Source organism: Allobosea sp. WAO, from assembly GCF_001509835.1.
GTDB lineage: Bacteria > Pseudomonadota > Alphaproteobacteria > Rhizobiales > Beijerinckiaceae > Allobosea.
This window is the reverse complement of the sequence record NZ_JXTJ01000006.1, coordinates 98,865-113,770: the sequence shown is the minus strand read 5'-3', so window position 1 is coordinate 113,770 and position 14,906 is coordinate 98,865. Positions and strand designations below refer to the sequence as shown.

Genomic DNA, 14,906 nt, shown 5'->3' with positions numbered 1-14,906 from the left:
CGCCGCTCAGAGCGGCAATTGCGCGCCGGCTCTGGCAACGGTGACACGGCTGGTGGTCAGGCCGCCGTCGGGCAAGCGCTGCGCCGTCAGCGCCACCTGCGCCCCGGGGGCAAGGTCGCTCGCCTGCGCCGGCACCGCCATGATGATGTTGGCCTCGGGCGGGATCGCGATCCTCTGCTCGCCGCCGGGATAGGTCAGCGTGACGCTGCCGCCCTCGACCCGCGTGACCGTCTCGGCGACCGTGGCGTTGGTCATCGTCGCCTCCGGCAGCACCGCCCAGGGTCGATGCCCCTCGCCGGTGCCGCGCATCGCCTCGGGGAAGATGACGACCTGCACCGCCTGGAGCTCACCGCCTGACGATGCCCGCGCCCCGACGCCGATGAAGCTGCCCTTCTTGATGTCGGCCATCGACGCCTTGACGATGGCACCGACCGCATAGTTCGGCGCCAGAGCGACGGAAGCTACGCCTTCCGGCGTCTTCACGGTGAGTATCTGTCCCTCAACGCGCTCGACGCTCCCGCGGATGCGGATCTGTTGCGCGTGCGCCGCCGCGCTGATGGAAACGACGGCGGAACAGACCAGGGCAGTAACGAGGGCAAACGAAAGAAGGCGCATCGCACCGATCTCCGGTGGTGGGCAGATGGCTGAGGACGCAGTCCTGCGCCCCGCCAGTTGCGACCGCCATGCACTTTCGCGCGAGCGACTCGCGGGCGTGCCATCTTGTCTTTTGCTGCCATGCACCCAATAACGCCCCCCAAGAACCGAAATTCTGTATCGCAGCCGCCGGAGCGCGGCCGCGACCTGATGAGCGAGCGAAAATGGGCTTCAAATGCGGTATCGTCGGCCTGCCCAATGTCGGCAAGTCAACCCTGTTCAACGCGCTGACGCAGACCGCGGCGGCCCAGGCGGCGAATTATCCCTTCTGCACGATCGAGCCGAATGTCGGCGACGTCGCGGTGCCCGATGACCGGCTGGAGAAGCTCGCCGCGATCGCCGGCTCGAAGGAGATCATCCCGACCCGGCTGACCTTCGTCGACATCGCCGGACTGGTCCGCGGCGCCTCGCGCGGCGAAGGCCTCGGCAACCAGTTCCTCGCCAACATCCGCGAATGCGACGCCATCGCCCATGTCGTGCGCTGCTTCGAGGATGGCGACATCACCCATGTCGAAGGCAAGATTTCGCCGATCGACGACATCGAGACCATCGAGACCGAGTTGATGCTCGCCGATCTCGACAGCCTCGAGAAGCGCGTGCTGCCGCTGGAGAAGAAGGCGAAATCCGGCGACAAGGAGGCCAAGGAAGCGGCCGATCTGATGAACCGCTGCCTCACGTTGCTGCGTGACGGCAAGCCGGCCCGCCTGGTTCAGGTCGCCGCCGAGGAACGCAAGGCCTTCGCAATGCTCGGCCTGCTCTCCTCCAAGCCCGTGCTTTATGTCTGCAATGTCGAGGAAGCGAGCGCCGACAAGGGCAATGCCTTCTCCGAGCTGGTCAAGGCGCGCGCAGCCGAGGAAGGTGCGGTCGCCGTCGTCGTCTCCGCCAAGATCGAGAGCGAGATCGCGGTGCTGCCGCAGGCCGACCAGAAGGACTATCTCGATGCCGTCGGCCTCGAGGAGCCCGGCCTCAACCGAGTGATCCGCGCCGGCTACGCCCTGCTCAACCTCGTCACCTATTTCACCGTCGGCCCGAAGGAAGCCCGCGCCTGGACGATCGAGAACGGCACCAAGGGCCCCGCCGCCGCCGGCGTGATCCATACCGATTTCGAGAAGGGCTATATCCGCGCCGAGACCATCGCCTATGACGACTACATCGCCAACAAGGGCGAGGCGGGCGCGCGCGAGGCCGGCAAGTTCCGGCTAGAAGGCAAGGAATATGTCGTCGCCGATGGCGACGTGCTGCATTTCCGCTTCGCCAACTAACGCGCTTTGCGTTCGCCCGCCAACGGGCGAACGCTCGCAACTCGCGCCGGACAGGGGGCATCGGCAATGCGGTATTTCGAGGATTTCGTCGCGGGCGCGGTCGTCGAGGGCGGCGCGCTCGCCATCTCGCAGGATGATATCCTCGCCTATGCCCGCCGCTTCGACGCGCAGGACTTCCACACTGATCCGGAGGCGGCCAAGGCGAGCTTCGTCGGCGGCCTGATCGCGTCGGGCTGGCATAGCTGCGCGCTTCTGATGCGGCTGATCGCCGAAAGCTTCATTCTCGATTCGACCTCGATGGGCGCGCCCGGAATCGAAGAGGTGAAATGGCTGCGGCCCCTCAAACCGGGCGACGTCATCAGCCTGCGCTGGACCGTCGTCGAAACCAAGGAATCGCGCTCGCGCCCGGAAATGGGCCTGGTCAAGTTCCGCTTCGAGCTTCTCAACCAGCGCGGCGAGCCCGTGCTCGAGCAGATCAACTGGATCATGTTCGGCCGCCGCGGCTCCGGCTTCGAGGCTCCTGCCGGCAACTGGCTGGCGCATTCACCGAGCTATGTCGCGCCGGCCCGGACCAGCGAGGTCGAGCCGGCCGCCGGCCCGGCAAGCCAGGCCCGCTTCTTCGACGATCTCGTGTTCGGCGAGAGCCATGAGCTCGGCAGCCTCGTCTTCACCGCCGAGGAGATCGTCGCCTTCGCTCGCTCCTTCGACGCGCAGCCCTTCCATATGGATGAGGACGCGGCCCGGAAGAGCTCTTTCGGCGGACTCTGCGCCTCGGGCTGGCACACTGCGGCTGGCTGGATGGCCGCGATGGTCGTTCACCGCCGTGGCCAGGAGGCTGCCTTCAAGGCCACCTTCGGAGATGCCAGCGCGCCGCGCCTCGGCCCCTCCCCCGGCTTCAAGAACCTGCGCTGGCTGAAGCCGGTCTATGCCGGCGACCGCATCACCTATCACTCGGTGCTGGCCGACAAGCGCGCCAGCGCCTCGCGGCCGCAATGGGGCCTGTTCTTCCACCACAACACGGGCGTGAACCAGAACGGCGAGACCGTGTTCAGCTTCGAGGGCTGCGCGTTCGTCGAACGGCGCGCCTGATCAGCCGGCGATGCGCCGTGGCAGCGCCGGCCCGCTCGCGGTCTCGATACGGTCGCGGCCATTGCGCTTGGCCGCATAGAGCGCGTCATCGGCCCGCGCATGCAGGCTAGTGGCGTCCAGCGGCCCTTCGCCGGCGCAGACACCAATAGAGACTGTGACGCCCGTCAGATCAGGGTGGAGCGTCGGCCAGGGCACTGAGGCGAGCGAGCGACGAATGGCCGCCGCCATGCCGTATGCCGCCTCGAGGCGCACACCGGCGAGCAGCACGCCGAACTCCTCGCCGCCGATCCGAGCGACCAGGGCCGAGACCGGCGCGACCTGATCCGCAATGACCTTGCCGATCGTCCGCAGGCAGGCATCGCCGACCAGATGGCCGAAGCGGTCATTGATCGACTTGAAGTGGTCGGCATCGATCATCATCAGCGAGAGCGGCTGCGTCAGCGCGACCGCGTCGGCGAGGCGTGCGACGAAGCGACGGCGGTTGGCGAGGCCGGTCAGGCCGTCCGTCTCGGCCAGTTCCGCCAACGCCGCATTGGCCCGGCGCAACGCCTCCTGGGCCTCCAGCAGCTCCATCTGCTGGCGCTTGGCGACGGTGATGTCGGCATGGGTGAAGAAGCTGAGGCCGCCGGCGCTGTGCCGCGCGATCAGCCTGAGCCAACGCTGTCCTGGAAGCTCGATCTCGAACGGCACGCCATCATAGCGCAGCCCGTTGCTGATCGCAGCGCGCCAGGCCGCCACGGGCGAGGTTCCGGCCCAGCACCGAGCGATGATCTCGTCGAGCTTGCGCCCGACGACAAGCGTGCCCCGCGGCAAGTCATAGAGCCGCCGGAAGGCATTGTTGGCAGCGATGATGCGGTCGTTCGCATCGAGAATGGTCGCACCATCTGGAATGAAGGGCAGCGCGTCAATCAGCGGCAGCACCAACTCGGGCGCCGCCTCAGCATGACTCTCGACGTCCAGCCGCTGCCAGAGGCGGACGCGCCCGCCATCCGGCGCCTGCAGCGAAGCGGCGCGCAGGCGTCGCCCGTTATGGATGAACTCGAAAGGTTGAGTCTGGTTCTCGTGGCGTGCGACGCCTTCGGCGACATGCCGGTCGATATCCGGCAGCTCTTCCGGTGGCAGCCTACGTCGATAGAAGCGCACGAGATTGTCGGCATAGGGCTCGCCGACATAGATCTCGCCTTCGTCCTCCGGGAAGAGCTGCAGGAAGGTGCTGTTCCAGCCCAAGGCCCGCATACTGGCATCGTATTCGCAGGCCCCGATACCGAGCGCGTCGAGCGAATCGAGCAGATAGCGCGAGAGCTTCATAACCCCTTGATTAAAGAAGAGGCCTTAACAAGCAGTAAGACGTGCCGTTAAGATCAACCTACCTTTCCGTAACCTGCGAACTTCGCCGAGACCCGCTCCATTTCGGCCGCATCGAGGATGACCGGCTCGAGCCCGGAGGCCAGCAGGTCGAGATACTGCCCGGCCAGGTTCTCGACCTCGGCGACGATGGTGTGGGCGCCGGCGAGGCTGCCGCCGAGCGCGATCACGCCGTGATTGGCGAGCAGCACGGCCTTGCGGCCCTCCAGCCCCTTCACCGCATTCGCCGCCAGTTCCGGCGTGCCGAAGGTGGCGTATTCGGCGCAGCGTACATCAGCCCCGCCACAGAGCGCTATCATGTAGTGGAAGGCGGGAATGCCGCGCCGTGCGCTGGCGAGCGCAGTCGCGCGCGGCGAGTGCGTGTGCACGATCGCCTGCGCATCCGGGCGCGCCTTGTAGATCTCGGTATGGAAGGGCCATTCCGAGGACGGCTTGCCCGTGCCCGAGAGCACAGTGCCGTCCAGCGCCAAGTGAAGCAGGTCCTGCGGTTTCGTCTTAGCATATGGCAGGCCAGACGGCGTGATCAGCAGACCGCCCTCGAAGCGGGCCGAGACGTTGCCGGATTTCGACGGGCAGAAGCCGGCACGGTCGATCGCCTGCGCCACCTCGACGATCTGCTGGCGAAGTTCGGTCTCGGTCATTTCACGCGCTCCTGCGCCAGTTCAGGGAAAAGCCGGCTCAGCCCTTCGAAGCTCGCCGGCGCGACGCCGCGCTCGGTGACGAGGCCGGTGACGAGCCGGGCCGGCGTGACGTCGAAGGCCGGGTTCGCCGCCGGGCTGCCCGGCGCCGTGACCTGGAAGAGCCCCGGACGGCCATCCTCGCCGAGCCCGCGCAGATGCGTGACCTCGCCGGACGAGCGTTCCTCGATCGGGATCTCGGCGAGGCCGTCGCTGAGCGACCAGTCGATGGTCGGCGAAGGCAGGGCGACATAGAAGGGAACGCCGTTGTCCCGCGCCGCCAAAGCCTTGAGATAGGTGCCGATCTTGTTGGCGACATCGCCAGTCGCGGTCGTCCGGTCGGTCCCGACGATCACCATGTCGACCTCGCCATGCTGCATCAGATGGCCGCCGGCATTGTCGGAGATAACCGTGTGCGGCACGCCATGGGCGCCGAGTTCATAGGCGCTCAGCGCCGCGCCCTGATTGCGCGGGCGCGTCTCGTCGACCCAGACATGCACGGGAATGCCCGCATCATGCGCCAGGTAGATCGGCGCCAGCGCCGTGCCCCAGTCGACCGTGGCGAGCCAGCCGGCATTGCAATGGGTGAGGATGTTGATCCGCTCGCCGGCCGGCTTGGCCGCCGCGATCGTGCGGATCAGCCCGAGGCCGTGCTCACCAATGGCGCGGCAGAGCGCGACATCCTCGTCGCAGATCGCCGCGGCCTCGGCATAGGCGGCGGCAACGCGCTCCGCCTCGGGCAGCTCAATCAGCCGCGCCCGCATTCGCGCCAGCGCCCAATGCAGATTGACCGCAGTCGGGCGCGTCGCGCCGAGCAAGGCGAGCGCGCGCTCAAGCGCTGCGTTAGAGGTATCGGCCCGTAGGGCCAGCGCCACGCCATAGGCGGCGGTCGCGCCGATCAGTGGCGCGCCGCGCACGGTCATGTGGCGGATGGCGTCGGCGGCTTCCTCGACCTGCGTCAGCCGGACCGTCTCGAAGCTGAAGGGCAGCCTGGTCTGGTCGATGACCACGGCGCTCCAGCCATCCTCGTCCAGCCAGATCGTGCGATAGGCCTTGCCGTCGATCTTCATGCCCGCCTCAATGCCCTTCGAAGGAGACCAGCGTGCGCACGGGCACGCCGAGCCGACGAACCTTGTCGGCTCCGCCGAGATCCGGCAGGTCGACGATGAAGCAGGCGGCGACGACCTCCGCTCCCAGCGAGGAGAGCAGCTTCACCGCCGCCTCCGCCGTGCCGCCGGTCGCGACGAGATCGTCGACCAGCAGCACCCGCTCGCCGGGCGAGACCGCGTCCTTGTGAACCTCGATCTCGTCGCTGCCATATTCCAGCGAGTAGGGCATGCTCACAGTCTGATGGGGCAGCTTGCCCTTCTTGCGCACCGGCACGAAGCCGGCCGAGAGCTGGTGCGCGACCGCCCCGCCGAGAATGAAGCCGCGTGCCTCGATCCCGGCGATCTTGGCGATCTTCAACCCTGCGAAAGGCTGGACGAGTTCATCGACGGCACGGCGGAAGGCCCGCGCATCGCCGAGCAGCGTGGTGATGTCGCGGAACAGGATGCCCGGCGCGGGATGATCGGGAATCGTCCGGATCGCGTTCTTCAGGTCGGAGAAAGAGGGCCGGTCCATCAGGTCTTCCATCGGCTGCGGTGCTCCCTCTTAGAGCAGGAGGCGAAGCACTGGGAACCCGCTTTCGCGATGTCCCCCCTCGACTTGCCGGCATCGCCGGCGCCGCGGCCAGGCTTGAGGCTCAGCCGGCCGGCTTCAGCACGCGCCCCGCCACCGCATCGAGCTTGGCGAGCAGGGCCGGGTCGCGGAACTCCGGCGCCGTGACCAGCGCGAAGTCGAGGGCGTTGTGGGAGCCGGCCGGGCACGGCACGCGCTCGGCCGGGAAATCGGCGGCCAGCCGCGCCACCAGCCGACGTGCCTTGTCGGCATTGGCGTGCAGCACCGCGATCACAGAGGCGACGTCGACCGCGCCATGTTCCTCATGCCAGCAGTCATAGTCGGTCACCATCGCGACGGTCGCATAGGTGATCTCGGCCTCGCGGGCGAGCTTGGCCTCCGGCATCGCCGTCATGCCGATCAGGTCGTAGCCGAGGCCCTTGTAGGTCAGCGATTCCGCCAAGGTCGAGAATTGCGGGCCTTCCATGGTGACGAGCGTACCGCCATTGACGAAGGGTAGATCCTCCGCCGTCGCCGCCTCGGCTATCCGCTCTCGCAGGGCCGGGCCGACCGGATGTGCCAGCGAGACATGGGCGACGCAGCCCTTGCCGAAGAACGAACTCCGCCGCCCCGCCGTGCGGTCGACGAACTGGTCGACCAGCACGAACAGGCCGGGATAGAGCTCGGCCTTGTAGGAGCCGCAGGCCGAGAGCGAGACGAGATCGGTAACGCCAGCCCGCTTCAGCACGTCGATATTTGCACGGTAGTTGATCTCGGAAGGCGGGATCGCATGGCCGCGGCCATGGCGCGGCAGGAAGACGATCTTCGTCGTCCCCATCCGCCCTATGCGCAGCACGTCGGAAGGCTCGCCCCACGGGCTCTCAATGCGCTCCTCGCGCAGATCGGTCAGCCCCGGCAGATCATAGATGCCCGAGCCGCCAATGATGCCCAGAACTGCTTCAGTCATGTCAGCTCTCCGATGATTGCCGGATAAGGATCGAGTTTCGTGACAGCCGCAATACGGCAGTGCGCTCAACTGCACGCGCCGTCCCGGACTGCGGAGTGCCGTCATTCCGAGGTGCCGCGAAGCGCCGAGCCCGGAACGACGGAAGAGCCCCAGAAACAAAAAGGGCCCCGTCACCGGGGCCCTTTCCAACTCAGATCACGCTCAGTGCGACGAGGCGTGCTCGGGCAGACGCGACCAGACCTTCTTCTTGGTGTAGTAGAGAAGGCCCGCGAAGATGATCAGGAACAGCATCACCTGCATGCCGATGCGCTTGCGCGCCTCGAGATGCGGCTCGGCCATCCACATCATGAAAGCCGAGACGTCCTTGGCGTACTGCGCCACGGTCTCCGGAACCTGCGGCTTGCCGTCGGGGCCCTTCGGATACTCGACCTGGCCGTCATTGAGCGGCTGCGGCATCGCGATCAGGTTGCCGGGCATATAGGTGTTGAAATACTGGCCGGGCAGCAGCGGCGAGTGACCGGCCGGCGGCTCGGTATAGCCCCGCAGCAGCGCCGTGATGTAGTCCGGCCCCTGCTCCTGGTACTGCGTGAAGATGTCGAAGATGAACCAGGGGAAGCCGCGCTCATAGGTGCGCGCCTTGGCGAGCACCGAGAGATCCGGCGGATAGGCGCCGCCGCTCGCGGCGCGCGCGGCCTGCTCGTTCGGGAACGGCGCCGGGAAAGCGTCCGCCGGACGGCCCGGACGGTCGAACATCTCGCCGGACTCGTTGGGGCCATCCTTGACCGTGTAGGTCGCGGCCAGGGCCGCCACCTGCGAGGCGGTGAAGCCCGGCCCGCCCGGCTGCGACAGGTTGCGCAGCTTGATCAGGTTCATCGAATGGCAGCTGGCGCAGACTTCCTTGACGACTTTGAAGCCGCGCTGGAGCTGGGCCTGATCGAACTTGCCGAAAGGACCGGAGAAGGACCAGGTCTCGGCCGGCGGCTTGACGCGGTCACCGGCACCGAAAGCCGGGCCGGCCAGGGCCATGACGGCCAAGCCAGCGGCGAGCGAGAGACGGACAGGGATCATGCGCATGGTCTCATCAACCCTTGGCGTTCGGTGCGGAGGCGGTGGCGGCGCCGAGACGCGCGCCCGAACCGCCCTGGAGATTGCCCAGCACCGAGTCCGCAATGGAAGCAGGCAGAGGCCGCGGCCGCTCGAAGATGCCGATCAGAGCCAGCGCGACGAAGTAGCCGAAATAGAGAACGGTGAAGATCTGCGAGGCGATGACGTAGCCGCCTTCCGCCGGCATGGCGCCGAGATAGCCGAGCGCGATACAGACCACCAGGAACGCCCAGAAGAACTGGCGGGCGATCGGACGATAGGTCATCGACTTGATCTTGGAGGTGTCGATCCAGGGCAGGAAGGCGAGGATCGCGATGGCAGCGCCCATGGCGATGACGCCGCCGAGCTTGTCCGGGATGGCGCGCAGGATCGCGTAGAACGGCAGGAAGTACCATTCCGGGACGATGTGGGCAGGCGTCGCCGCCGGGTTCGCCGGAATGTAGTTGTCGGCGTGGCCCATGAAGTTCGGCTGATAGAACACGAAATAGGCGAACACGAACATGAAGCAGACCATGCCGAACAGGTCTTTGATCGTCGCATAGGGGGTGAAGGGCACCGTGTCCTTGGCGACGTTCTTCACCTCGACGCCGGTCGGGTTGTTCTGGCCGACGACGTGGAGCGCCCAGATGTGCAGGATCACCACGCCGAAGATCATGAACGGCAGCAGGTAGTGCAGCGAGAAGAAGCGGTTCAGCGTCGGGTTGTCGACCGAGTAGCCACCCCACAGGAAGGTGACGATCGTCTCGCCGATCACCGGCAGCGCCGAGAACAGGTTGGTGATGACGGTCGCGCCCCAGAAGGACATCTGACCCCAGGGCAGGACGTAGCCCATGAAGGCGGTGGCCATCATCAGCAGGAAGATGACGACGCCGAGGATCCAGAGCACCTCGCGCGGGGCCTTGTACGAGCCGTAGTAGAGACCGCGGAAGATGTGGATGTAGACGGCGACGAAGAACATCGAGGCGCCGTTGGAGTGCAGATAGCGCAGCAGCCAGCCATAGTTCACGTCGCGCATGATGTGCTCGACGGAGTTGAAGGCCATCGTGGCATGCGGCGTGTAGTGCATCACCAGGACCACGCCGGTGATGATCTGGGCCACCAGCATGAACATCAGGATGCCGCCGAAGGTCCACAGATAGTTGAGGTTGCGCGGCACCGGATAGGACACCGCTGAATCGTGCATCAGCCGCACGATCGGCAGGCGCGCGTCGAGCCAACGCTCGATACCCGTCTTCGGTTGATAGGTGCTGTGCCCGCTCATGCTGCTCGCCTCAAGCTCTCTCAAATCCGCTGAATGCCGTCTTCGCCCGTTTAATCAGGCTCAGCCGATCTTGATCTTGGTGTCCGCCGTGAATGCGTAGGGCGGGATAGGAAGATTCAGCGGCGCAGGTCCCTTGCGGATGCGGCCCGACGAATCGTAGTGCGAGCCGTGGCACGGGCAGAACCAGCCGTCGTAATCGCCCTTCGGGTCTCCCGGCGCATTGCCGAGCGGCACGCAGCCGAGATGGGTGCAGTTGCCGTACACCACGAGGAACTGCGCGTGGCCTTCCTTGACGCGATCCTGGTCGGACTGCGGATCGGGCAGCGTCGCGACGTTCACCGCCCGCGCCTCGTCGATCTCCTTCTTCGTGCGGTGACGCACGAACACCAGCTTGCCGCGCCAGAACAGCTTGATCGCCTGACCTTCCGCGATCGGAGCCAGATCGAGCTCGATCGGGGCGCCGGCGGCGACGGTCTGCGCGTCGGGGGCGAGCTGGCTGATCAGCGGCACCAGGACCGCGCCGGCTCCAACAATGCCTGCAGCACCGGTCGCCAGCATCAGGAAGTCACGGCGGGTGGTCTCGGTGCCTGTCGTCTCGGTCGCGTGCGCCACGATCCAGTTCCCTACTCGGCCGCCGGCCCTGCCGGCTCAAACAAAAATGTCAGGCGCCCGCAACGCGAACGCCAGCCTCCGCCGCCGTGAGGCAGCTTGTCGGCTCGGGGCTCTTTGGCATGCAGTTTTGATGAAGTCTACTGTCGCTCGCGCCGCAGCCTGTCGCGGCGCAGCAACCCGGCCTTGCGGCAGGCTCAGACCGGAATCTGGTCGCTGTCGGCCAGCGCCAGGAAGCCGCCCGACTGACGCGCCCAGAGCCGGGCGTAGAGCCCGCCGCGCGCGACGAGCTCGGCATGGCTACCGCTGTCGACGATCTTGCCCTTGTCGAGCACGATCAGCCGGTCGAGCGCCGCGATCGTCGAAAGTCGATGGGCGATGGCGATCACCGTCTTGCCTTCCATCAGCGTGGTGAGCTGCGCCTGGATCTCGGCCTCGACCTCCGAGTCGAGGGCGGACGTCGCCTCGTCGAGGATCAGGATCGGCGCGTCCTTGAGCAGCACGCGGGCGATCGCGATGCGCTGACGCTGGCCGCCCGAGAGCTTGACGCCGCGTTCGCCGACCCGCGATTCGAAGCCCTTGCGTCCGTCCTGGTCGGTCAGGCCGATCACGAAGTCATGGGCGGCGGCGCGCCGCGCCGCCTCGGCGATTTCGGCTTCCGTGGCGCCGATCCGGCCATAGGCGATATTGTCGCCGATCGAGCGGTGCAGCAGCGAATTGTCCTGCGTCACCATGCCGATCTGCGCCCGCAGCGATTCCTGCGTGACCCCGGCGATGTCCTGCCCGTCGATCAGGATGCGCCCGCTTTCGAGCGGGTAGAGCCGCAGCAGGAGGTTGACCAGCGTCGACTTGCCGGCGCCGGACGGGCCGACCAGCCCGACCTTCTCACCAGGCCGGATCGCGAGGTCGAGATCCTCGAACAGCCCGGTCTTGCGGCCATAGTTGAAGCGGACATGCTCGAAGTGCACGGCGCCTTGGGTGACCGCCAGCGGCTTTGCATCCGGTGCGTCGCTGAGGTCGTGCGGCTTGGCAATCGTCTCCATGCTCTCCTGCACCGAGCCGATATTCTCGAAGATGCCGCGCACGAGGTGGATCAGCCAGGTCGACATCTGGACGAGACGCAGTACGAGACCGATTGACGCAGCCACCGCGCCGGGGGTCATTTCGCCCTGGCTCCACAGCATCAGGCAGAGCCAGGCCGTCACCACGACGAGCAGGCTGTTCATCGTCTGCAGGATGACGCTGACCCCGGTGATCAGCCGCGACAGGTTGAGGAAGGAATCGTTCCAGCGCGTCAGCGAATCGCGCACCGCCGAGCGCTCGGCGTCGGCACGGGCGAAGAGCTTGACCGTCAGGATGTTGGTGTAGGCGTCGACGATGCGCCCGGTCGTGGTCGAGCGACCGAGCGAGTTCGCCTCCGAGCGCTTCTTGGCGCGCGGGACGAAATAGATCAGCAGCGCGACATAGGCCGCGAGCCAGACGATCACCGGCAGGGCGAGCCAGAGGCTGGTCGAACCGAAGAAGCCGATAGCCACCGAGGCGAAGATCAGCGCGTACCAGAGGTCGTCGATCACCTCGATCGTCGCGCCGCGAATGGCCTGGCCGGCCTGGATCACCCGGGCGGAGAGCCGACCGGCGAAGTCGTTCTGGAAATAGGAAAGCGCGTGGCCGAGCGTGTAGACATGGTTGCGCCAGCGGATCTGGTTGGTGATCTGCGGCACCACGACCTGGTCGACGATCGCGTGGTTGGCGAAATAGATGAGTGGCCGCACCACCACCACGAGGAAAGCCGCGCCGGCGAGCAGCCAGCCATGCTCTCGGAAAACCGTCTCGGGCGACTGGGTGGTGAGCAGGTCGACGAACCAGCCGACCATCAGATACATCGCCGCCTCGATGCCGGAAAAGCCGAGGCCGGTCAGCATGATCAGCGCCATCCAACCCTTCACGCCCTTGATGTGATGCCACATGAAAGGGAAGACGCCGCGTGGCGGCGTCTTGGTCTCGTCGAAGGGCTCGAAGACGTCGACGCGGCTTTCGAGGAACCGGAACAGCGGGGCGAACATGGACGTGGGATCGCCCTCCTAGGCAGGCAATGGCTACGTGACCGATATGGTGCGTGCGCCTTGCGGCAACCAGAGCCTGCAAGCGCAGCTCCGTCATGCCATGACAGCAGACTGCAGCATGGCGCAAGCGCGTCGCCCTGCAGTGGCCGCAGGATCTACGACGAAAGACTCCCAACTTAAGTTGCAATCGCGCCGGTTTCCCGCTTGCCGGGCATCATCACACCACAGAGCATGAGGCCGCGCCGCGCATGAAGACGGCGATCCGGAGGTCTGCTCGATGATCAGGTTTCACGCCGCGCTCGCCTTGGCGGGCACACTGCTTCTGGCCACACAGGCCATTGCCCAGACCGCGGGCAAGACGGTGATCGCGACACCGAACGCGCCCGAGGCGATCGGCCCCTATTCGCAGGCGATCAAGGTCGGGAACATGGTGTTTCTCGCCGGGCAGGTCGCGATCGATCCGAAGACCAAGCAGTTCATGAAGGACGCCAACATCGAGGACCAGACCAGGCAGACGCTGGAAAACCTCAAGGCCGTGCTCGAAGCCGACGGCCTGACCATGGACCATATCGTCTCGACCAACGTTTTCTTGAAGGACCTCAACGATTTCGGCAAGATGAACGGGGTCTATGGCAGCTATTTCAAGACCGCCCCGCCAGCGCGCGCCACGGTCGAGGTCGCGCGCCTTCCCCTTGATGCGAAGGTCGAGATCGTCGCCATCGCCGTCCGCCCCTGAGCGTCATGCCTTGACGCCGGCAGGCGCAGCGCGGATGACGCGCCCATGCTGCGCCTCGCCCTCTACCAGCCAGACATCCCGCAGAACGCCGGCACGATGATCCGCATGGCAGCCTGCCTCGGTGTCGCCGTGGACATTGTCGAGCCGGCCTCCTTCGATGTGTCCGACCGCAATTTCCGTCGCTCGGGCATGGACTATCTCGAGCGCGCCGCGATTCAGCGACATGATTCCTTCGCCGCCTTCGAGAACTGGCGCCGCGAGGTCGGCCATCGCCTGATCCTAGCGGAAACGGACGGCGCCGTCGCCCATACGGAATTCGCGTTCCAGCCCGGCGACATCGTGCTGGTCGGGCGCGAATCGGCCGGCGTCCCGCCTGAGGTCGCGGCGGCGGCCGAAGCCAGCGTACATGTGCCGATGCGCCCGGGCTTGCGTTCGCTCAATGTCGCGATCGCCGCAGCGCTGGTAGTTGGCGAGGCCTTGCGGCAGCTTGGCGGCTATCCCGCCCCGGCCGCCTGACGCGTTCGAACGAGACAGACATGCAAAAGCAAGAGACTGCGAGCCCGAGCTTCGACCCCGCCACCGTGGAGGCGCTGAAGCCACGCGCGGCCGCCTGGTTCGAAAGCCTGCGCGACCGCATCTGCGCCGCCTTCGAGACGCTGGAGGATGAGGCTGTCGGCCCCTACCCACCGGAAACCGCGACGCCGGGCCGCTTCGTCCGCACGCCTTGGCAGCGCCGCAACCATGACGGCGCGCCCGGCGGTGGCGGCGTGATGTCGCTGATGAGCGGGCGCGTCTTCGAGAAGGTCGGCGTCCACGTCTCGACCGTGCACGGCACCTTTGCGCCGGAATTCGCCGGCCAGATCCCGGGCTCGGCCGAGGATCCGCGCTTCCACGCCACCGGCATTTCGCTGATCGCCCATCCCTGGAACCCGCACGCGCCGACCGTGCACATGAACACCCGCTTCGTCGTGACGACCAAGCCCTGGTTCGGCGGCGGCGCCGACCTGACGCCGGTTCTGGTGCGCCGGCGCGAGCAGGACGACCCGGACGCGCAGGCCTTCCACGCCGCGATGCGGGCGCCTTGCGAGGCGCATGCCGGCGTCGCCGACTATGCCCGCTTCAAGGCGTGGTGCGACGAGTATTTCTTCCTGAAGCATCGGGGCGAGCCGCGCGGCATCGGCGGCATCTTCTACGATTATGTCTGGAGCGGCGAGCCGGAGGCCGATCTCGCCTTCACCCGCGCCGTGGGCGAGGCCTTCCTCGACATCTACCCGAGGATCATGCGCGCCAATCTCGGCACGCCGTGGACCGAGGCCGACCGGCACGAGCAGCAGGTCCGCCGCGGCCGCTATGTCGAGTTCAACCTGCTCTACGACCGCGGCACGATCTTCGGTCTCCGCACCGGCGGCAATGTCGATTCGATCCTGTCCTCGTTGCCGCCGACGGTACGGTGGCCGTGA

The 14,906-nt window shown here is 66.6% G+C and carries 15 protein-coding genes; 5 read left to right on the top strand and 10 right to left on the bottom strand.

Translation table 11 applies throughout. The features are described from left to right. Nucleotides 1–6: 6 nt before the first annotated feature. Entirely contained in the window at nucleotides 7–615 is a 609-nt protein-coding gene (locus DK26_RS09535) for a hypothetical protein (protein ID WP_066471078.1), read from the bottom strand. Nucleotides 616–818: 203 nt separating this feature from the next. Here DK26_RS09535 and ychF point away from each other — a divergent pair, with 203 nt between their 5' ends. Together ychF and DK26_RS09525 are read left to right on the top strand one after the other, a co-directional pair. After that, on the top strand, nucleotides 819–1,916 hold the full coding sequence (gene ychF, locus DK26_RS09530; RefSeq protein WP_066471076.1) for a redox-regulated ATPase YchF: 1,098 nt from the start codon (nucleotides 819–821) through the stop codon (nucleotides 1,914–1,916). Between the two features lie 66 nt (nucleotides 1,917–1,982). Beyond that, entirely contained in the window at nucleotides 1,983–3,005 is a 1,023-nt protein-coding gene (locus DK26_RS09525; protein WP_066471075.1) for a MaoC family dehydratase, read from the top strand. Here the strand turns inward: DK26_RS09525 and DK26_RS09520 are convergent, their stop codons facing one another. From DK26_RS09520 to DK26_RS09480, 9 genes are all read right to left on the bottom strand, one after another. Beyond that, entirely contained in the window at nucleotides 3,006–4,313 is a 1,308-nt protein-coding gene (locus DK26_RS09520) for a sensor domain-containing diguanylate cyclase (protein WP_066471073.1), read from the bottom strand. Nucleotides 4,314–4,366: 53 nt separating this feature from the next. Further along, entirely contained in the window at nucleotides 4,367–5,011 is a 645-nt protein-coding gene (locus DK26_RS09515) for a class II aldolase/adducin family protein (protein WP_066471071.1), read from the bottom strand. Beyond that, the gene (gene mtnA, locus DK26_RS09510) at nucleotides 5,008–6,117 is read right to left on the bottom strand and encodes an S-methyl-5-thioribose-1-phosphate isomerase (RefSeq protein ID WP_066471070.1); all 1,110 of its coding nucleotides are present in this window, start codon (nucleotides 6,115–6,117) and stop codon (nucleotides 5,008–5,010) included. Before mtnA ends, DK26_RS09515 begins: the two co-directional genes overlap by 4 nt. 7 nt (nucleotides 6,118–6,124) lie before the next feature. Next, on the bottom strand, nucleotides 6,125–6,670 hold the full coding sequence (locus DK26_RS09505; protein ID WP_066472545.1) for an adenine phosphoribosyltransferase: 546 nt from the start codon (nucleotides 6,668–6,670) through the stop codon (nucleotides 6,125–6,127). Nucleotides 6,671–6,791: 121 nt separating this feature from the next. Further along, nucleotides 6,792–7,673, bottom strand: a complete 882-nt coding sequence (locus DK26_RS09500) for an S-methyl-5'-thioadenosine phosphorylase (protein WP_066471068.1) — start codon at nucleotides 7,671–7,673, stop codon at nucleotides 6,792–6,794. Nucleotides 7,674–7,874: 201 nt separating this feature from the next. Further along, nucleotides 7,875–8,741, bottom strand: coding sequence for a cytochrome c1 (locus DK26_RS09495; RefSeq protein ID WP_066471065.1), 867 nt, complete (start codon nucleotides 8,739–8,741; stop codon nucleotides 7,875–7,877). Nucleotides 8,742–8,754: 13 nt separating this feature from the next. Further along, nucleotides 8,755–10,038 (bottom strand): cytochrome b/b6, encoded by a 1,284-nt coding sequence (locus DK26_RS09490; protein ID WP_066471063.1) that lies wholly within the window; start codon nucleotides 10,036–10,038, stop codon nucleotides 8,755–8,757. Between the two features lie 60 nt (nucleotides 10,039–10,098). Then, nucleotides 10,099–10,650, bottom strand: coding sequence for a ubiquinol-cytochrome c reductase iron-sulfur subunit (petA, locus tag DK26_RS09485; RefSeq protein WP_282568027.1), 552 nt, complete (start codon nucleotides 10,648–10,650; stop codon nucleotides 10,099–10,101). 194 nt (nucleotides 10,651–10,844) lie between these two features. Continuing rightward, complete coding sequence (locus DK26_RS09480) at nucleotides 10,845–12,710, bottom strand: ABC transporter ATP-binding protein (RefSeq protein WP_066471061.1); 1,866 nt, start codon at nucleotides 12,708–12,710, stop codon at nucleotides 10,845–10,847. A gap of 277 nt (nucleotides 12,711–12,987) precedes the next feature. Here DK26_RS09480 and DK26_RS09475 point away from each other — a divergent pair, with 277 nt between their 5' ends. The 3 genes from DK26_RS09475 to hemF are packed head-to-tail and all read left to right on the top strand — an operon-like array spanning nucleotide 12,988 to nucleotide 14,906. Beyond that, nucleotides 12,988–13,446: a RidA family protein gene (locus DK26_RS09475; RefSeq protein WP_083533112.1), complete on the top strand. Its 459-nt coding sequence runs from the start codon at nucleotides 12,988–12,990 to the stop codon at nucleotides 13,444–13,446. 45 nt (nucleotides 13,447–13,491) lie between these two features. Next, nucleotides 13,492–13,962 carry a TrmH family RNA methyltransferase gene (locus DK26_RS09470; protein ID WP_066471059.1) on the top strand — a complete coding sequence of 157 codons (471 nt, stop codon included), beginning with the start codon at nucleotides 13,492–13,494 and terminating at the stop codon, nucleotides 13,960–13,962. Between the two features lie 20 nt (nucleotides 13,963–13,982). Next, nucleotides 13,983–14,906: an oxygen-dependent coproporphyrinogen oxidase gene (hemF, locus tag DK26_RS09465; RefSeq protein ID WP_066471057.1), complete on the top strand. Its 924-nt coding sequence runs from the start codon at nucleotides 13,983–13,985 to the stop codon at nucleotides 14,904–14,906.